The sequence below is a fragment of the Flavobacterium sp. CF108 genome (assembly GCF_900129795.1).
Lineage (GTDB): Bacteria > Bacteroidota > Bacteroidia > Flavobacteriales > Flavobacteriaceae > Flavobacterium.
The window spans coordinates 308,899-325,708 of record NZ_FQWW01000005.1 but is presented as its reverse complement, the minus strand read 5'-3'; the positions used below and the strand labels follow the sequence as shown (position 1 = coordinate 325,708).

The following is a 16,810-nucleotide window of genomic DNA, read 5'->3' as shown; positions in this document are numbered from 1 at the left end:
ATGAGAGTAACCATATCAAGAAAAGCGCATTTTAATGCTGCACATCGATTGCACAGGAAAGATTGGTCATTAGAAAAAAACAATGCCGTTTTTGGAAAATGCAATAATCCCAATTTTCATGGTCATAATTATGGTTTAACAGTAAGTGTTACAGGAAAAATTGACCCGGAAACTGGTTTTGTTTTAGATGTGAAAGTATTAGCGGATATTATACGCGAAGAAGTAGAAAATCCGTTTGATCACAAAAACCTGAATCTGGACGTTCCGGAATTTCAGGATTTGAATCCAACTGCAGAAAATATTGCGGTTGTGATATGGAATAAAATTAGAAAAAGAATTCAGCCCGATTTTGATTTAGAAATCGTGCTTTATGAAACGGACCGCAATTTTGTAACTTATAAAGGAGAATAATAAATGTCATTAAAAATAGGAGATATAGTTCCGAATTTTACTGCAAAAGATAGTCACGGAGAAGTTTTTGAAAGCAAAAATGTTTTAGGACGAAAACCTTTAGTGATTTATTTTTACCCAAAAGATAATACACCAGGCTGTACGACAGAAGCTTGCAGCTTTAGAGATCAATACGAAGATTTTGCAGCTTTAGGTGCAGAAGTAATTGGTATAAGTGCCGATAGTGTAAAATCGCATCATAAATTTGCCAATAAACACAAACTGCCATTCATTTTACTTTCTGATCAGGATAAAAAATTGAGACAGCTTTTTGGTGTGAAAAATAATCTGTTCGGACTTTTACCGGGAAGAGTAACTTTTATTATTGACAGAAACGGAGTGGTTATTTATATTTTTGATAGTATGAATGCCGCAAAACATATCCCGAAAGCGTTGGAAATAATAAAAGAATTAGTATTGTAGATTTAGAAAATAGTATTACATCATTGTTTAATTAATATAGATATTAGCCGAAAACTTAAAAAATTATGAAACCAGAAAAATTATATCCGCTTCAATTTGAACCAATCCTGAAAGAAAGAATTTGGGGTGGAGAGAAATTAAAAACATTATTAAACAAACCAATCACTTCTAAAATCACTGGTGAAAGCTGGGAATTGTCTACAGTAGAAGGAGATGTAAGTACTGTTGCTAACGGAGACTTAAAAGGGAAATCGTTAATGGAGCTTATTGATGAAACTCCAAATGAAATTTTAGGAACAAGAGTTTACGAGCGTTTTGGAAAACAGTTTCCATTACTTTTTAAATATTTAGATGCACGCGAAGATCTTTCGATTCAGGTTCATCCAAACGATAAATTGGCAAAAGAACGTCACAACTCATTTGGTAAAACCGAAATGTGGTACGTAATGCAGGCTGATACTGATTCTAGAATTATTGTTGGTTTTAAAGAAAACTCCAGTAAAGAGGAATATTTAAAACATTTACAGGATAATACTTTGGTTTCTATTTTAGATGGTGTAAAGGCAAAAGCTGGAGACGTTTTCTTTTTAGAAACAGGAACTGTTCATGCTATTGGTGCCGGTTTGGTGGTTGCCGAAATTCAGCAGACATCGGATATTACCTACCGTTTATATGATTTTGATCGTGTAGATGCTCAGGGAAATAAAAGAGAACTGCATGTAGATTTAGCACTTGATGCAATTAACTATAATAAAGTTGATACGCAGAAGAAATACGATTCAAAAGCAAATACTTCAAACGTAGTTGTAGATTGTCCTTATTTCACAACAAACCTTATTCCGTTAGATGGTAAAGTACAAGTTTCTAAATCTGGCAAAACATTTACGGTTTATATGTGTATTGAAGGAAGTTTTGAAATTGAATACGACGGATTTAAACATACTTATATAAAAGGAGATACCGTTTTAGTTCCAGCTGCGATAAATGCATTTAATTTAAGCGGAAAAGCTTCAATTTTAGAAATTTACATTTCATAGCACGTAATCTAAAGATTATGTGTATTTTTGCAGACGCAAATTAAAATTATAATAAAAATGGCAAACGTTAAGAATTTAAAGAAAGACATCAATTTTGTATTAGGAGATATTATTGAGGCAGTTTACTTGTTTGAGATGTCTACAACAGGAAATCCTACTCCAGAAACGAATGCTTTAATCGATGAGGCTATCGCTGCATTTGATACTTTGATTACAAAAGTTAACGCTAAAAACGTTGAAAATAAAAAAGCACACTTCAAACAAATCAATGTTGAATTAGAACAAACTGCTAATCAATTGATTGAAAAAATCAACGCATTGTAAGCAAAAAAAAGTGTAAAAAAGTGCAAATTTATTTTGGGAAAACGAAAAACCGCTTTATATTTGCACCCGTAATGAGGCCGATGTAGCTCAGCTGGCTAGAGCAGCTGATTTGTAATCAGCAGGTCGTGGGTTCGAGTCCCTCTATCGGCTCAACAAAAAACCATCACAGAAATGTGATGGTTTTTTTAATTATAGAGAGAGGTGTGAAATTATTTTTGGAAATATAAAAAACAATTTTATCTTTGCACCCGTAAAATAGGCCGATGTAGCTCAGCTGGCTAGAGCAGCTGATTTGTAATCAGCAGGTCGTGGGTTCGAGTCCCTCTATCGGCTCAAAAAACCATCACAGATTGTGATGGTTTTTTTATGCCTGAAAAATTCCAATTTTTTTAAATTTCAAACTCTAAATTCCAATTTTCATTTTTAGATTTACGGAGTATTATATTTTTATCGATTCAGAAACAACGCAAAGTATTTGTCATTTCGACTGAAAGGAGAAATCGCACAAGAAACTCCGTAACGAAAGTCGCCAATCTTTGTCGAGCCACTAGTGCGATTTCTCCTTTCAGTCGAAATGACAAGATTGCGGAAAACCTTTTAGTTTATAGTATTTGAAACTGTTGGCAATAATAAGTTTTAGTATTCAAGTTTGGGGCTACAAACCACAATGGTGTTAAAAGTATAATTGTAATATAATTTCCTTATGTTTGTTTCTTAACCAAAAACATATAAAAAATGGAAGAAACCTCAGTATTTGAAAAATTTGAGATGCAGCTCGACTCAACTGCAAAAGACTTTTTAAGAGAAGCTACTAAGTGGGCTTATTTCTTGGCTATTATGGGTTTTATAGGAATTGCTTTTTTAGTGATTATTGCAATTTTTGCAGGAGCAATTTTCTCTACGATGGCAAGTACAGTACCAGGAATGGGGATTTACGGCGGTTCTTTTGGCGCAATTATAAGTTTTGTTTATTTATTACTTGCTGCTATTTATTTCTTCCCAGTTTATTATTTATTTAAGTTTGGTTCAAATGGAAAAAGAGCTTTTAAAGAGAATGATTCAGAAGCCTTAACAGCATCATTTGGGTACTTAAAATCTCATTACAAATTCGTCGGAATTTTTACGATTATATTGTTGTCTTTATATGGACTAATAATTGTATTTGCTGCTTTAGGAGGGCTTTTAGCAAGATAATTTTTTCTCAGAATTTAAGCATAAAAAAACGCCCTGAATTTCAGGGCGTTTTTTTATGTATTACTCTGCTGCTGCAGGAGTTTTTTGTTCTTCTTTTTTAATGTCAGCGACATATTTAGTAAGCTTTTTTCCGTAAAGCGACTGTGCTACTTTTGGAGTCATTGATTTTTGAATCGTATCAAGGAATTTGATGTTGATGTCATAAATCTCTGCTAAAGCAATATAAGGCGATACCTCGTGATCTTTATTGTTAATGGCAAAGTTTGTAGCGTACAAATATTTTCTTTTAATATTTGACTGTTGTTTTGCGTCAATACTGTCAATTGCTTTTTGATCTTGTCTTTTAATAGCTTTAAATCTTGCTTCAACCATTGTTAGGTTCTCATCAATAAAACGAGAATTTACTTTTTTGTATTCTTCAAATAATTCCTGATTTTTAGATCCGGTAATTTTTGCACTATTGATGAAACTATCTAAATTGGTGTCAATATTAATAGTTCCTGGTTCTGCAAAGAATAAAATATTATTGTCTAAAGAATTTGTTACGCCGCGATCCAAAAACAGATAAAGCATTTCTGGAGATTCTAATTTGATATCTCTTTCAAAAGATGCATTTCCGTCAATTTTGACACTGTCGATAGCAACAAGCGATGTATCAACGATTCTTTGAATATATAAAGTTCCGGTTTTTAAACCTTTTATATTTCCTGTAAGGTGTAAGTTATCTGCAGCAGATTCTTTTTTGCCACATGATGCAAGTAGTGCAAGGACAGCAAAGGCAATAATTGATTTTTTCATTAGTTTATTGGATTTTGGTGCAAAATAAAGAAAATAGTTTGAATGTAAATAAGTAGCTGTTTAATTTTTCTAAAAAATAAAAATCCCAATCTATTTCTAAATTGGGATCTCTATATTTTTTTAAAAATGAATTAGTTACATTGCTAAAGTGTAAGTTGCTCCATTTTCATGTGTATACGTATATTTTGCGTCGCAGTCGTTATTTCCATAATCAATAACACCGTTTAAAAATCCGCCCTGAATTTTTAATTTTCCTTTAGAAACATACTCGCAAGAATATTTTTTAACTAAGGTTTCCTGCACGGTTAAAGTCAAAGTTCCTCCTTTTTCTGAAGTAACAGTATGGGTTCCTTCCGGCATTTCATAAATATTATCTTCTAATACGTACGGAGTGTCAACACCAGCAGTTTGCTTTATGGTGTGTGTGCCTGAGTTTGTAAAAACTCTTCCAAGTAAATCTGTAAATTTTCCGTTTGTTACTTTTCTGCTCCATTGCGGTACAGTTGCAACAGTAGTTGAGTTAGTGTATTCTATAGTTCCTTCCAGTTTATATCCGTTTATAGAATAATCGATTCTTTCTACCGTCATTTTACTTCCGGTTGTAATTACCGGACCAGAAAGTGTAATTTTTAGTTTTCCTTTTCTTGTAATTTGATTTATGGTACAGCCTGTGCCATAATCAACAGTAAATACTTTTGGGTAAGCAGTTCCGTTTGGAGTTGTAACCGTAATATTGGCACAAGTTTCGGGAGAAGTTTCAGATGGTTTTGCAGCAGGATTTGTATTCGTTACAGTCAATCCTGTTTTAATGTCCATTTCATTTATAGCGTCAATTACAACAGATGCGCTGACAGCTGTTGTGTCTGCCTGATTGACCACTTCATCGCTCGAGCATGAAACATAAATAAATGCCGAAGCACACATTACAGAAAGTAAAATAGCCGTTTTTTTCATATTGGTTTTTGTTTAAAATTAGATTAAAGGCCTTCAAATGTAATAAAAAAAATAATCCGCAAAAAAAATCCTGAAAATTCTACTTTCAGGATTTTGATTTTTAATGATTTGCAAATCAACTATTTTTAAACGGTTTTGTAATATTCGCTTTTGGCTTTTCTGATTTTTTTATATTCTTCCCAATCAAATTTATTTAAGAACTCTGCTGCTTTTTGCGCGCCGCGAATGAACAAATCAATTTTGGCATCATCGGTAAGATTAAAATTCAGCCAGTTGTGGTTTCCGGTATCAATATATCCGATAAGATTTTTGAAATCGGGATTTTTTCTTAGAAACTCTGAATCATAACCAAATCTTGCCGTGTCAAACATAGAGCTAATAACATTGGTGATTTTTTCGTTTTTATTGGTTTCATTTTTATCATATCCGAGTTTTATGCCAAAAGTAGGCGACGCCGGAACATTCATATTTTCATGAAAAATATCAATTGGAAAATTTGAAATTATTCCGCCATCCATAAACATAACTTCTGAAGGAACCGAAGCGCGCAAGCATGTTGCTTCGTTCCATTTATTCCATGCTTCAATACCGCCGGGAATATTTTTAATTCTAAATGGAGTAAAGAAAAGCGGAATCGACATGGAAGCCCTAACAAAATCGGCTGGATTTTGAACATCCGGATTAGAATAAAACAAGTCAATCATTTTAGGGAAAATAATTTTGCTTTCTGTAGTAATATCAGCGGTTATTATAGCTATTTCGCTCCAATGATCTTGTCTGGTATAATCTTTTTTATCTTCTGGCTTTGGTCCCATTATTCTAAATAATTTATTGTCGCCTGAAACGCCTTTTTCGCGCAGCGCTTTTAAATCTCCATAATTTTTAATTCCTTTCTGCGAAAGCAAATTCGTCATCCATTGATGAAAATTAGTACCGGGATTTAATCCCAGATCATCTTTAAAATTATCTACAACCTGACAGCCTTTAATAACTAATTTAAGATTTCCTGCATCGCTCAATAAGGCGTCAATAAATTCGCGCGCATCCTGATCGCCATCTACAAAATCATATAAATTTTTATTGCACAAACATTCTAAAATCCATTCTGACTTTGTAATATCAATTGGTCCGGCAGCCGCCATCAGCATGGTATTAATACTTCCGGCAGAAGTTCCGGCTAAACTCAAAAACCGAATTCCCATTTGTTCCAAAACATAGACATATCCAACCAATGCCACACCCAGAACGCCGCCGCCTTCCTGAACTAAATCGACATATTGATTACCATTTACATCTACAATATCTGAGAATGTTTTTTTCTTCTCTTTAATCTGTTCTTTTAAATCTTTTATAATCGATAAGACTTCACCGTTGTGTATAAACTTTTCTTTCTCCATGATTTCCAGAATTTAGGTTTTTGGTTTGTTTTTTGCAAAATATATTTATTTAATTATTTGATTTTCAGATATGTAAAATTATAAATTCGATTATCGGCATAAAAGGGGAGAATTCCCCTTTTTTAAAATATTTGAAATTAGTATAAGGCAAAAAAAATCCTGCAGAAATTAATCTGCAGGATTTTAAGATATTTTGAGAAGATTGTTTACAATGGTTTTAGATTTTCAACAGCTTCGACTGCATAATCCTGATATCCAAAAATGGAATAGTCTACAAACATATTTCCCGTTAAATCAGGAATATCTTGTCGGTCTCTAATACCGTTTGGATAATCTAATTTTTCAATAAAAGAAGTCAGGTAATAACCAATTTGGTCGTCTTTCTTATTTTTTGCGATATCTAAAATAACCCCAACAACTAATTTAGAAAGTTCAACAACGGCTCCGCTAACAGGATTACTTGCTTTTGCGAGTGCTTGTATTCCTTTTGTGATTGTGTCAACATTAGAATCAGTTAAAACCGATTTAATTAATGCGGCATTATCACGGGTTTTTTTGTCTAATTCGACAGCGACAATCTGCCAGCTAAAATCTTGTGGAATTTTTTCGTCTTTGTAAACAATATATCCGGTATCTCCAAAAGTGATAATGCTTTTATCTTTTACTTTGTCGATTGTCATCAAAATTCGGGATTGGATAACTCTTGATACAGAATCTTTAATGATTTCTTTTTTTCGATCTTCATCATTGGTTTCGAAAAATTCGTTTAGATTCGGCAAACTATCATTTGATTGGTTTATAAAACTCATGAATTGGATTTCACCTTTTCCTATTATATCACCATTCTTGATGATCCTTAATTTGTTTAGTCTTACATAAAACATAATCTTAGAATTTATTTGCCTACTCTATTTAGGATTTTTGGCTCGCTCCAGTTATAAGTTTCTATTGTTTATAATAGAAAAAGATAGTAAAGAAAATGAAGTTAAAAATATGTGATTTTTCTTAAATCACTACATGTAAAGCAGTCTATTTTTTAAATTTTTATGATTTTGTTTCTTGTAAAAATAAAATAGCCCGCAAGTTTTACCTGCGGGCTATTTGGAATACATTATTTTAGAATAATCTTATTTGATCATTTCAAAGCTTCTTTTTACAAAAGCAGTCAACGCTTCACCTTTTAAAAGGTTTTGAGATAACTTAGCTAAATCTAAAGCTTGTTTTACCAAATGTTCCTGATGTGTTTTATCTTCGGTATTTAAAATACTTGAAGCTAAATCAGAATTAGTGTTTACAACCAGATTGTACATTTCCGGCATATTTCCCATTCCGAACATTCCACCGCCGCCTGTTTGGCTCATTTCTTTCATTCTACGCATAAATTCTGGCTGCGTAATGATGAATGGAGCTGCCTGGCTGTCCATAGCTTCCAGCTGAACGCTGTATGCTTTAGGAATATAAGCTTCTAATGAAGTTTTTAATGCTGCTTTTTCGTCATCAGATAATTTAGAAATCGTGTTTTCGTCTTTTTTGATTAAATTATCAATATGGTCAGAATCTACACGAACAAAAGTTAAGCCGCTGTTATCGCCTTCAATTTTTTGAATTAAATGCGAGATAATTGGAGAATCTAAAAGCAGTACTTCGTATCCTTTTTCTTTTGCAGCTTCAATGTATGAGTGCTGTGCATCTTTATTACCGGCATAAAGAATAACTAATTTACCATCTTTATCTGTTTGGTTTTCTTTTAGTTTTTCTTTTAATTCTTCTAAAGTAAAGTAAGTATCGTCTACCGTTGGGTATAAAACAAATGCACCTGCTTTTTCGTAGAATTTATCTTCAGAAAGCATTCCGTACTCTAAAACGATTTTAATATCGTTCCATTTTGCTTCAAAATCAGCACGGTTTTCGTTAAATAAAGCTTTCAATTTATCAGCTACTTTACGAGTAATGTAGTTAGAGATTTTCTTAACTGCACCATCTGCCTGTAAACCAGAACGAGAAACGTTTAACGGAATATCCGGTGAATCGATAACTCCTTTTAACATTGTCAAAAATTCAGGTACAATTCCTTCTACGTTATCTGTAACGTAAACCTGGTTTTGGTACAATTGAATTTTATCTTTCTGGATTTGCATATCTGTACCCAATTTTGGGAAATACAAAATACCAGTTAAGTTAAACGGATAATCTACATTTAAGTGAATGTTGAACAAAGGATCTTCAAACTGCATTGGATACAATTCTCTGTAAAAGTTTTTGTAATCTTCATCAGATAATTCAGAAGGCTGTTTTGTCCAAGCCGGATTTGGGTTGTTAATGATGTTATCAAGTTCGATAGTTTCATTAACGTAATCTTCCGGAGCATCTTCTGGTTTTGGAAGAGTTTCAGTTCTTGTTCCAAATTTAATTGGAATAGGCATAAACTTGTTGTACTTATTCAATAAACCGCTGATTTTAGAATCTTCTAAAAATTCTAAAGAATCTTCGGCAATGTGCAGAATGATTTCTGTACCACGTGAAGTTTTGTCAGCTGGCTCTAAAGTAAATTCAGGGCTTCCGTCACAAGTCCAGTGTGCAGCAGGTTCATCTTTGTATGATTTTGTAATGATTTCTACTTTTTCTGCAACCATAAATGCAGAATAGAAACCAAGACCAAAGTGGCCAATAATTCCAGAGTCTTTTGCAGAATCTTTGTATTTATCTAAAAATTCTTCAGCTCCGGAAAAAGCAACCTGGTTAATGTATTTTTCAACTTCATCAGCTGTCATACCTAAACCTTGGTCGATAATATGGATTTTTTTTCCTTCCTTATCTACTTTAATTTCGATAACCGGATTTCCATATTCTACTTTTGCTTCGCCAATACTAATTAAATGTTTTAATTTTAAGGTAGCATCAGTTCCGTTTGAAACCAGCTCACGTAAAAAGATTTCGTGATCGCTGTATAAGAACTTTTTGATTAAGGGAAAGATGTTTTCTACTGAAACATTAATTTTACCTGTTGTCATATTTTTTTTGATTTTTTGATTTAACTTGATGATTTTCATTTAGTCAAATAAAATACCAATTTTTTTTAGGTGACAAATTGGCGTAAATGTTAATTTTGAAAGAAAATAATTAAATTTTAAAAAACAAATTCGCCCAATGAATTGTATATTTGTGGTATAATAATTGTTAAACGTGTAAGTATTAACTTAAATAAATGTACAAAATGAAGAAAATAATTTTCATTTGCATGATTGCCACGATGTTATTCGCGTGTAAATCATCTTCGTCTACAGCTTCAACTTCAACAGAAGCAACTACGCTTTCAACTAAACTTGACAGACCTACTCAAGTAGCTATTAAAGGGAACTGGGTTCTTACAAACGTATCTTATGCTGGTTCAGATTATATCAAAGTAACCTCATTTGATCTTGCAGATTCTAAATGTTTTATTGGCAGTACCTGGAATTTTATTTCAAATAATAATAAAGGTACAATGAATCTAAATTCTCCAAATTGTACAGCTTTTACTTCTCCAATCGTTTGGAGTATTAACAATCAGGGACTTTTTGTTCTTAAAATTGTAGATCCGGGATTAAAATCTAAAAATGTAAAATCAGGGTATTTACTAAAAGTTGCAGGTTTAACAGATAACTCTTTTCAGTTAATCGACAATATTAATGTTGGCGGACAAACAAAGGATGTTACTTACCAATTTCAAAGAGCTAATTAATATTAAAAAGGATAAAGATGAAAAAGATAACAGTTTTAGGTTTAAGTAGTTTACTTGTATTAGTTAGTTTATTTACAAGCTGCGATTCAGTTAAAAATGCAAATAATACTCAAAAAGGTGCCGGAATTGGTGTAGTTGCCGGTGGTATTATTGGAGGTATTTTAGGAAATAATTTAGGTAAAGGCGGAAACGCTGCTTTAGGAGCTGCAATTGGAGCTGCTGTAGGTGGTGGAACAGGAGCCTTAATTGGTAACAAAATGGATAAACAAGCCCGTGAAATTGATCAGGCTTTACCAGGTGCTTCTGTAGAAAGAGTAGGTGAAGGAATTCACTTAACTTTAAATGAGAACGCTGTTCGTTTTGATACTAACAAATCAACTTTAACTCCTCAGGCAAAAGCAAACTTAGATAAATTAGTTCCTGTTTTTAATGAGTACGGAGATACTGATATTCAAATCTTTGGTTATACTGATAACACTGGTAAACCAGAATATAATTTGACACTTTCAGGACAAAGAGCAGCTTCTGTGCAGTCTTATTTAGTTTCAAAAGGATTAAAATCAAGCCGTTTTAAAACTTCAGGTTTAGGTATTGTTGATCCTATTGCAACAAATGATACTCCGGAAGGAAGAGCTCAAAACCGTCGTGTTGAATTTTCTATTACAGCAAATGACAAAATGGTTAACGATGCAAAAACTGAAGCTGGAAAGTAATTTCAGATAAAATAAAATATAAAAAAAGCTGTTTCATAATTGAAGCAGCTTTTTTTTGACTTTAGAAATTAAACATCGTAAATTTGACCTCTCTAAATACAACACATGCTTGATATTCAAAATATATCTTTTTCGTATACTGATAAACCAGTTATAAATAATGTTTCTTTTACGATCAATAAAGGCGAAAATATTGCCATTATTGGCGAAAGCGGTTGTGGAAAAAGTACGCTGTTAAAGCTTATGTACGGTTTGTTCGATTTAGACGAAGGCAAAATATTTTATAACGAAAAACCTATTCTGGGACCAAAATACAATTTGATTCCTGGAATGCCGTATATGAAATATCTGGCGCAGGATTTCGATTTGTCTCCTTATGAAACCGTGGCAGAAAATGTTGGAAAGTTTCTTTCGAATGGTTTTGCAAACATGAAAAAACTTCGTGTTCAGGAATTGTTGGAGATGGTTGAAATGGAACAATTTTCTAATGTTAAAGCTAAATTTTTGAGCGGCGGGCAGCAGCAGAGAGTCGCGTTGGTAAGAGTTTTGGCTTTAGAGCCAGAAGTAATTTTGCTTGACGAACCTTTCAGCCAGATTGATGCTTTCCGTAAAAATGCTTTACGCCGAAACTTATTTAAATATTTAAAACAAAAAGGAATTACCTGCATTATTGCAACACATGACAGTACAGATGCTTTGTCTTTTGCAGATGAAGCGATTGTAATGCGACATGGCGAAGTTATCATAAAAGGCGATCCATCAAAAATATACGAAGATCCGCAGACTAAATATGTGGCTTCGTTATTTGGAGAAGTAAATGAAGTGGCAACACATTTATTACTTCCGTACGAAGATGAAACCCATAAAACGCTGGTTTATCCGCATCAGTTTAAAATGGTTTCAGAATCTAAGCTTCCGGTAAAAATTAGAAGAACTTATTTTAGAGGAGGCCATTATTTAATTGAAACGGTTCACAAAAGGCAATTAATATTTTTTGAAAGTGAAATTGATCTTCCGCTTGAACAGGAAATATTTCTTGGACTGAATTATCTTTAATGAGGTAATTTGACAATTAGATAATTAGATAATTAGATAATTTTTGATCTTAAAAAAAATAAACCCGACAAGTTTTTGAAACTGTCGGGTTTATTTTTTATAATCGTTTAAGAAAAATTAGTTTTTCAAATACTTTTCTAAAAACTGATCTTGTTCCCAAAGTAAGTGCAGGATATTTTCTTTAGCAACATAACCATGCGATTCTTTTGGTAAGATCACCATTCTCGCAGGCGCTCCTAAACCTTTTAAAGCCTGAAAATAACGTTCTGTCTGCAAAGTAAAAGTTCCCGGATTATTATCGGCTTCGCCATGAACTAATAAAATTGGAGTTTTCATTTTTTCTGCATTCATAAATGGCGACATAGCATTGTAAACTTCTGGGGCTTCCCAGTAATTACGCTGCTCAGATTGAAATCCAAAAGGTGTAAGCGTTCTGTTATAAGCGCCGCTTCGTGCAATTCCGCAAGCAAAAAGATTAGAATGTGTCAATAAATTTGCAGTCATAAACGCACCGTATGAATGTCCGCCAATAGCTACTTTTTTACGGTTAATATATCCCAGAGCATCTACTGCATTAATTGCAGCTTCGGCATTGTCTACTAATTGAGAAATAAAATTGTCGTTTGGTTCTGTAGTTCCTTCGCCAATAATTGGGAAAGCGGCATCATCTAAAACAACATATCCCTTTGTAACCCAATAAACAAACGATCCGTAATAGGGAAACGTAAATTCATTTGAATTTTGAGTGGATTGGCCAGCGCTGTTTCTGTCTTTATATTCTGCCGGATAAGCCCAGATTAATAAAGGCAGTTTTTCTTTTTTAGCTTTATCATAACCCGCAGGAAGGTATAAAGTTCCCGAAAGTTCCAGTCCATCTTTACGTTTGTATTTAATTACCTCTTTGCTGACATTTTTAATGCTTTCAAACGGGTTTTTAAAATCCGTTATTGGAGTTAAACTATTTGGTTTTTTAATGTTTCTGAAAAAATAATTCGGATATTCTGTTTTTGATTGAATCTGAACCAGAACTTTACCTGATTTAAAATCCTCAATTTCTAAAATTTCTTCTTTTTTATCCTTGTATGGTGAAGTATAAACACGTTTTGATTTTAATGTTTTAAAATTAAATTCATCAATAAAAGGAAACTGGCCATCTTTTGTATAACCGTCTCCAATTCGGTATAAATTATCTTTTTCAAGAGCTAAAACATATTTATTGTATTCATTCTTTCTGGTTTCAAAAACACCGGGATCAGAATAAACGTCTTGCGAATTTCTATCAGTTATTAATTTTGGCTGTTGATTGGCATCCGAAGGATTTATCAAATACGTTTTCTCATTTCGGGTATCGTACCATTCATCAGAAATAACGGCAACATTGTCATTTCCCCAAGTAATAGTATTAAAACGCTGAGGTGTTTTTACTAATGATGCAGCTTCTTTATCAAAAGGGGCATCCCAAAGAAAAACTTCGTCTCTAAAATCTACTTTGTTTGCAGGATCTCCTTCGTCTAAAGCTGTTACATACGATAAAGTTGCCGGTTTATCATTTCTCCATGTCATTTCTCTTTTTCCTTTTCGAACAGCCATAAAACCTTTTGGCATAATTTCATTTAATGGCACCTCGTTAACCGTTTTAATTTCTTTTCCTCTAATGTCGTAAACAATTGTTTTAGAAGGGAACCTGTTTAAAGGCACCACATACGAAAATGGTTTTTGAATTGTAGTCAGCATAATATAATTACCGTCTGGCGAAATTTTCTCGCTGGCAAACATGGCTGCTTCTTTAAATAAAACTGCATCGCCATCTAATTTGACTTTGTATAATTCAGACGTAACACTGGTTTCAAAATTAGCTTCGTCATTTTTGTTTTTCAACATATCAGGATACGTTCTGTTTTGAGATTTTTCTCCAGATGTATTAGAAATAATTGGTCCGGTTGGTAAATCTTTTTTAGAATCTAAAAGCGGCTGTCTGTTTTTGGGAAGCATTTTTACCAAAATCGTTTCGTTGTCTAAAAACCAGTTAAACGGATTTCCAAGATTGGCATTTACAGTTGCTTCCGTAAGTTTTGTGGCTTGCGCAGATGCAACATCTAAAACCCAAAGTTCAACACCAGTAGTTGTAGTGTGAGAAAATAGGATTTTTTTATCGTTTGGCGACCAAAGAATATTGGCAATTTTTGGATTTTGCGGCAAACCAGAAACCTGAATTTCTTCTTTACCATTTATTTTTCTAAGTTTCAAATTGGTAACATACGTTACAGTACTTGATATATTAGTAACAGGGTTAATTCGTATTCCGGCTAAACGAATTTCGTCCTGATTTAAATCGTCGAGAGTTTTGTATGTGTTTCGGTACAATAAAAGCATATTTTCTTTTTTTGTATCCATTGAAACGGTTGGGGCTCTTTGGTAATCGGCCAAATCTAAAATAGATTTAGAAGGCTTTTGGTAAGTTAAATTCTCTTGAGCAAAAGAGAAAAAACCGATATTTAAAAATAGGAACAACGTAACCTTTAATTTCATGGGTTGAATTTTTTGGGTTTAAAAAGAATGGTATTCAAAATGTTTGTCTAAGATACTTTAGTCTTGTTACATTTTAAATCTTATTTTTCATTCTTTTCAATGAATTCCTCAAAAAACTGTTTTTTCAAAAAGTAATTGTTTTTAAGCAGTCTGATAATTAAAGTATATTAAATTGCTAATACCGAAAAAAATAGTAATTTGTACTCTTATGTTTTAAAGTATACGTAAATTTGCATTCTAAATTTTTAACAAATAACAATATTATATGTATCATTCAAAAATAGCAGGCTTAGGATATTATGTTCCTTCAAATGTTGTGACAAACGATGATTTGTCGAAGATAATAGATACCAATGACGAATGGATTCAGGAACGAACAGGAATTCAGGAAAGAAGACATATCATTCGTGGAGAAGATACTACGACTTCAATGGGTGTAAAAGCTGCTAAAATTGCTATAGAACGTTCTGGCGTAGCCAAAGAAGATATTGATTTTGTAGTTTTTGCTACATTAAGCCCGGATTACTATTTTCCAGGACCTGGAGTTTTGGTACAACGTGATTTAGGTTTAAGAACTGTTGGAGCTTTAGATGTTAGAAACCAATGTTCTGGCTTTGTTTACGCAATTTCTGTTGCAGATCAATATATTAAAACCGGAATGTATAAAAATATTTTGGTTATTGGTTCTGAGGTTCATTCAACTGGATTAGATATGACCACTCGCGGACGCGGGGTTTCGGTAATTTTTGGAGATGGAGCAGGAGCGGCAGTTTTAAGCCGTGAAGAAGATTTGACAAAAGGAATTTTATCTACGCATTTACATTCAGAAGGACAGCATGCCGAAGAATTGGCTTTGCAGGCACCGGGAATGGGAGCGCGCTGGGTAACGGATATTATTGCAGACAACGACCCAAATGACGAAAGTTATTATCCGTATATGAACGGTCAGTTTGTATTTAAAAATGCAGTGGTTCGTTTTGCCGAAGTAATCAATGAAGGTTTAGAAGCTAATGGTCTTCAGGTTTCAGATATCGATATGTTGATTCCGCATCAGGCCAACTTGAGAATTTCTCAGTTTATTCAGAACAAATTCAAATTAAGCGATGATCAGGTTCATAATAATATCCAGAAATACGGAAACACAACTGCAGCATCTATTCCAATCGCTTTAACAGAAGCTTGGGAACAAGGTAAAATCAAATCTGGTGATACCGTTGTTTTAGCCGCTTTTGGTAGTGGATTTACCTGGGCAAGTGCAATCATCAAATGGTAAATTAATTCATCTTACATTATATTTAAACCTGCTTCGTTTTGGAGCAGGTTTTTTTATACTTTAGTACTGTCATTGCGAGGAACGAAGCAATCTCACGGCTAATATTACGTTACTAATTAAAAATGAGATTGCTTCGTTCCTCGCAATGACAAACTAGGAGAAAATAGATTATAATTACAATGAAAAAAAATCAACTTGAAATAGCATGCTTTAATTACGAATCGGCCATAATAGCTCAGGAAAATGGCGCAGATCGAATTGAGTTATGCGAAAACATGAAACTTGGCGGAACAACTCCAAACTCTATTTTAGTCGTGAAAGTCCGCGAAAGCTTAAATATTAAAATGCATGTTATCATTAGACCTCGCGGGGGCGATTTTGTTTATTCTGATGAAGAACTGACAGAAATGAAACAAGACATCAAACAGTATAAAAAACTAGGTGTTGATGGTTTTGTTTTTGGAATTTTAAAAGACAGCGGTAATATTAATAAAAGACAAAATAGGGAATTAGTGCATTTGGCACATCCGCTTCCTTGTACTTTTCATCGTGCTTTTGATGTGGTCAAAGATGTAGAAAAATCTCTTGAAGATATTATCGATTGCGGATTTAAAACGATTTTAACTTCTGGGCAAGCGATAAATGTGGAAGAAGGGATTCTAGCTTTGGAACGAATTCAGGATCTTGCTAAAAACAGAATCGAAATAATGCCGGGCGGCGGTTTACGATCTTCAAATATTAAATTATTACAGGAAAGATTAGATTTGACTTTTTATCATTCATCTGCAATTACAAATAATTCAGAAACTGCAAATCCCGAAGAAATAAAAGAATTAAAAAATTTCCTATAGTACTTCTCAAAAATAAAAAAGCCTGAAGCTGGCAAACTTCAGGCTTTTTTCTACAAGAAAATTATTTAAAAATATTAAAATTGATTCTAA

General features: G+C 33.2%; 16 protein-coding genes and 2 tRNA genes. 12 read left to right on the top strand and 6 right to left on the bottom strand.

Annotation, left to right across the window (positions count from 1 at the left end; translation table 11 throughout):
* From BUE10_RS15620 to BUE10_RS15590, 7 genes are all read left to right on the top strand, one after another.
* Window positions 1–411, top strand: coding sequence for a 6-carboxytetrahydropterin synthase (locus tag BUE10_RS15620; protein WP_073486582.1), 411 nt, complete (start codon window positions 1–3; stop codon window positions 409–411).
* Window positions 412–414: 3 nt separating this feature from the next.
* Window positions 415–873, top strand: coding sequence for a peroxiredoxin (locus BUE10_RS15615; protein WP_073486581.1), 459 nt, complete (start codon window positions 415–417; stop codon window positions 871–873).
* A 65-nt stretch (window positions 874–938) separates the two neighbouring features.
* Window positions 939–1,910, top strand: coding sequence for a type I phosphomannose isomerase catalytic subunit (locus BUE10_RS15610; RefSeq protein ID WP_073486580.1), 972 nt, complete (start codon window positions 939–941; stop codon window positions 1,908–1,910).
* 57 nt (window positions 1,911–1,967) lie between these two features.
* Window positions 1,968–2,234: a hypothetical protein gene (locus BUE10_RS15605; protein WP_012022371.1), complete on the top strand. Its 267-nt coding sequence runs from the start codon at window positions 1,968–1,970 to the stop codon at window positions 2,232–2,234.
* Window positions 2,235–2,310: 76 nt separating this feature from the next.
* Window positions 2,311–2,384: transfer RNA gene (locus tag BUE10_RS15600), tRNA-Thr, on the top strand.
* 109 nt (window positions 2,385–2,493) lie between these two features.
* Window positions 2,494–2,567, top strand: a tRNA-Thr gene (locus tag BUE10_RS15595).
* Between the two features lie 402 nt (window positions 2,568–2,969).
* The gene (locus BUE10_RS15590) at window positions 2,970–3,428 is read left to right on the top strand and encodes a hypothetical protein (protein ID WP_073486579.1); all 459 of its coding nucleotides are present in this window, start codon (window positions 2,970–2,972) and stop codon (window positions 3,426–3,428) included.
* Between the two features lie 60 nt (window positions 3,429–3,488).
* Here BUE10_RS15590 and BUE10_RS15585 read toward each other — a convergent pair whose 3' ends face one another.
* The 5 genes from BUE10_RS15585 to htpG form a co-directional block, all read right to left on the bottom strand.
* Window positions 3,489–4,226 carry a DUF4369 domain-containing protein gene (locus tag BUE10_RS15585; RefSeq protein WP_073486578.1) on the bottom strand — a complete coding sequence of 246 codons (738 nt, stop codon included), beginning with the start codon at window positions 4,224–4,226 and terminating at the stop codon, window positions 3,489–3,491.
* Window positions 4,227–4,361: 135 nt separating this feature from the next.
* Window positions 4,362–5,180, bottom strand: a complete 819-nt coding sequence (locus BUE10_RS15580; protein WP_073486577.1) for a hypothetical protein — start codon at window positions 5,178–5,180, stop codon at window positions 4,362–4,364.
* Window positions 5,181–5,305: 125 nt separating this feature from the next.
* Complete coding sequence (locus tag BUE10_RS15575; protein ID WP_073486576.1) at window positions 5,306–6,577, bottom strand: patatin-like phospholipase family protein; 1,272 nt, start codon at window positions 6,575–6,577, stop codon at window positions 5,306–5,308.
* A gap of 206 nt (window positions 6,578–6,783) precedes the next feature.
* Window positions 6,784–7,461: a hypothetical protein gene (locus tag BUE10_RS15570; protein WP_073486575.1), complete on the bottom strand. Its 678-nt coding sequence runs from the start codon at window positions 7,459–7,461 to the stop codon at window positions 6,784–6,786.
* A gap of 243 nt (window positions 7,462–7,704) precedes the next feature.
* Window positions 7,705–9,588 carry a molecular chaperone HtpG gene (gene htpG, locus BUE10_RS15565; RefSeq protein ID WP_073486895.1) on the bottom strand — a complete coding sequence of 628 codons (1,884 nt, stop codon included), beginning with the start codon at window positions 9,586–9,588 and terminating at the stop codon, window positions 7,705–7,707.
* A 203-nt stretch (window positions 9,589–9,791) separates the two neighbouring features.
* On the opposite strand from htpG, the gene BUE10_RS15560 reads away from it, so the two are divergent.
* The 3 genes from BUE10_RS15560 to BUE10_RS15550 all read left to right on the top strand — a co-directional run bounded on the left by BUE10_RS15560 (window position 9,792) and on the right by BUE10_RS15550 (window position 12,067).
* Entirely contained in the window at window positions 9,792–10,298 is a 507-nt protein-coding gene (locus tag BUE10_RS15560; protein ID WP_073486894.1) for a lipocalin family protein, read from the top strand.
* 17 nt (window positions 10,299–10,315) lie between these two features.
* The gene (locus BUE10_RS15555; RefSeq protein WP_073486574.1) at window positions 10,316–11,011 is read left to right on the top strand and encodes a YiaD family glycine zipper/OmpA-like lipoprotein; all 696 of its coding nucleotides are present in this window, start codon (window positions 10,316–10,318) and stop codon (window positions 11,009–11,011) included.
* 105 nt (window positions 11,012–11,116) lie between these two features.
* Window positions 11,117–12,067 carry an ABC transporter ATP-binding protein gene (locus tag BUE10_RS15550; RefSeq protein ID WP_073486573.1) on the top strand — a complete coding sequence of 317 codons (951 nt, stop codon included), beginning with the start codon at window positions 11,117–11,119 and terminating at the stop codon, window positions 12,065–12,067.
* Between the two features lie 117 nt (window positions 12,068–12,184).
* Here the strand turns inward: BUE10_RS15550 and BUE10_RS15545 are convergent, their stop codons facing one another.
* Window positions 12,185–14,596, bottom strand: a complete 2,412-nt coding sequence (locus BUE10_RS15545; protein WP_073486572.1) for an alpha/beta hydrolase family protein — start codon at window positions 14,594–14,596, stop codon at window positions 12,185–12,187.
* A 265-nt stretch (window positions 14,597–14,861) separates the two neighbouring features.
* Here BUE10_RS15545 and BUE10_RS15540 point away from each other — a divergent pair, with 265 nt between their 5' ends.
* Together BUE10_RS15540 and BUE10_RS15535 are read left to right on the top strand one after the other, a co-directional pair.
* Entirely contained in the window at window positions 14,862–15,869 is a 1,008-nt protein-coding gene (locus BUE10_RS15540) for a 3-oxoacyl-ACP synthase III family protein (protein ID WP_056200855.1), read from the top strand.
* A 179-nt stretch (window positions 15,870–16,048) separates the two neighbouring features.
* Entirely contained in the window at window positions 16,049–16,720 is a 672-nt protein-coding gene (locus tag BUE10_RS15535; protein WP_073486571.1) for a copper homeostasis protein CutC, read from the top strand.
* The last annotated feature ends 90 nt before the right edge of the window (window positions 16,721–16,810 follow it).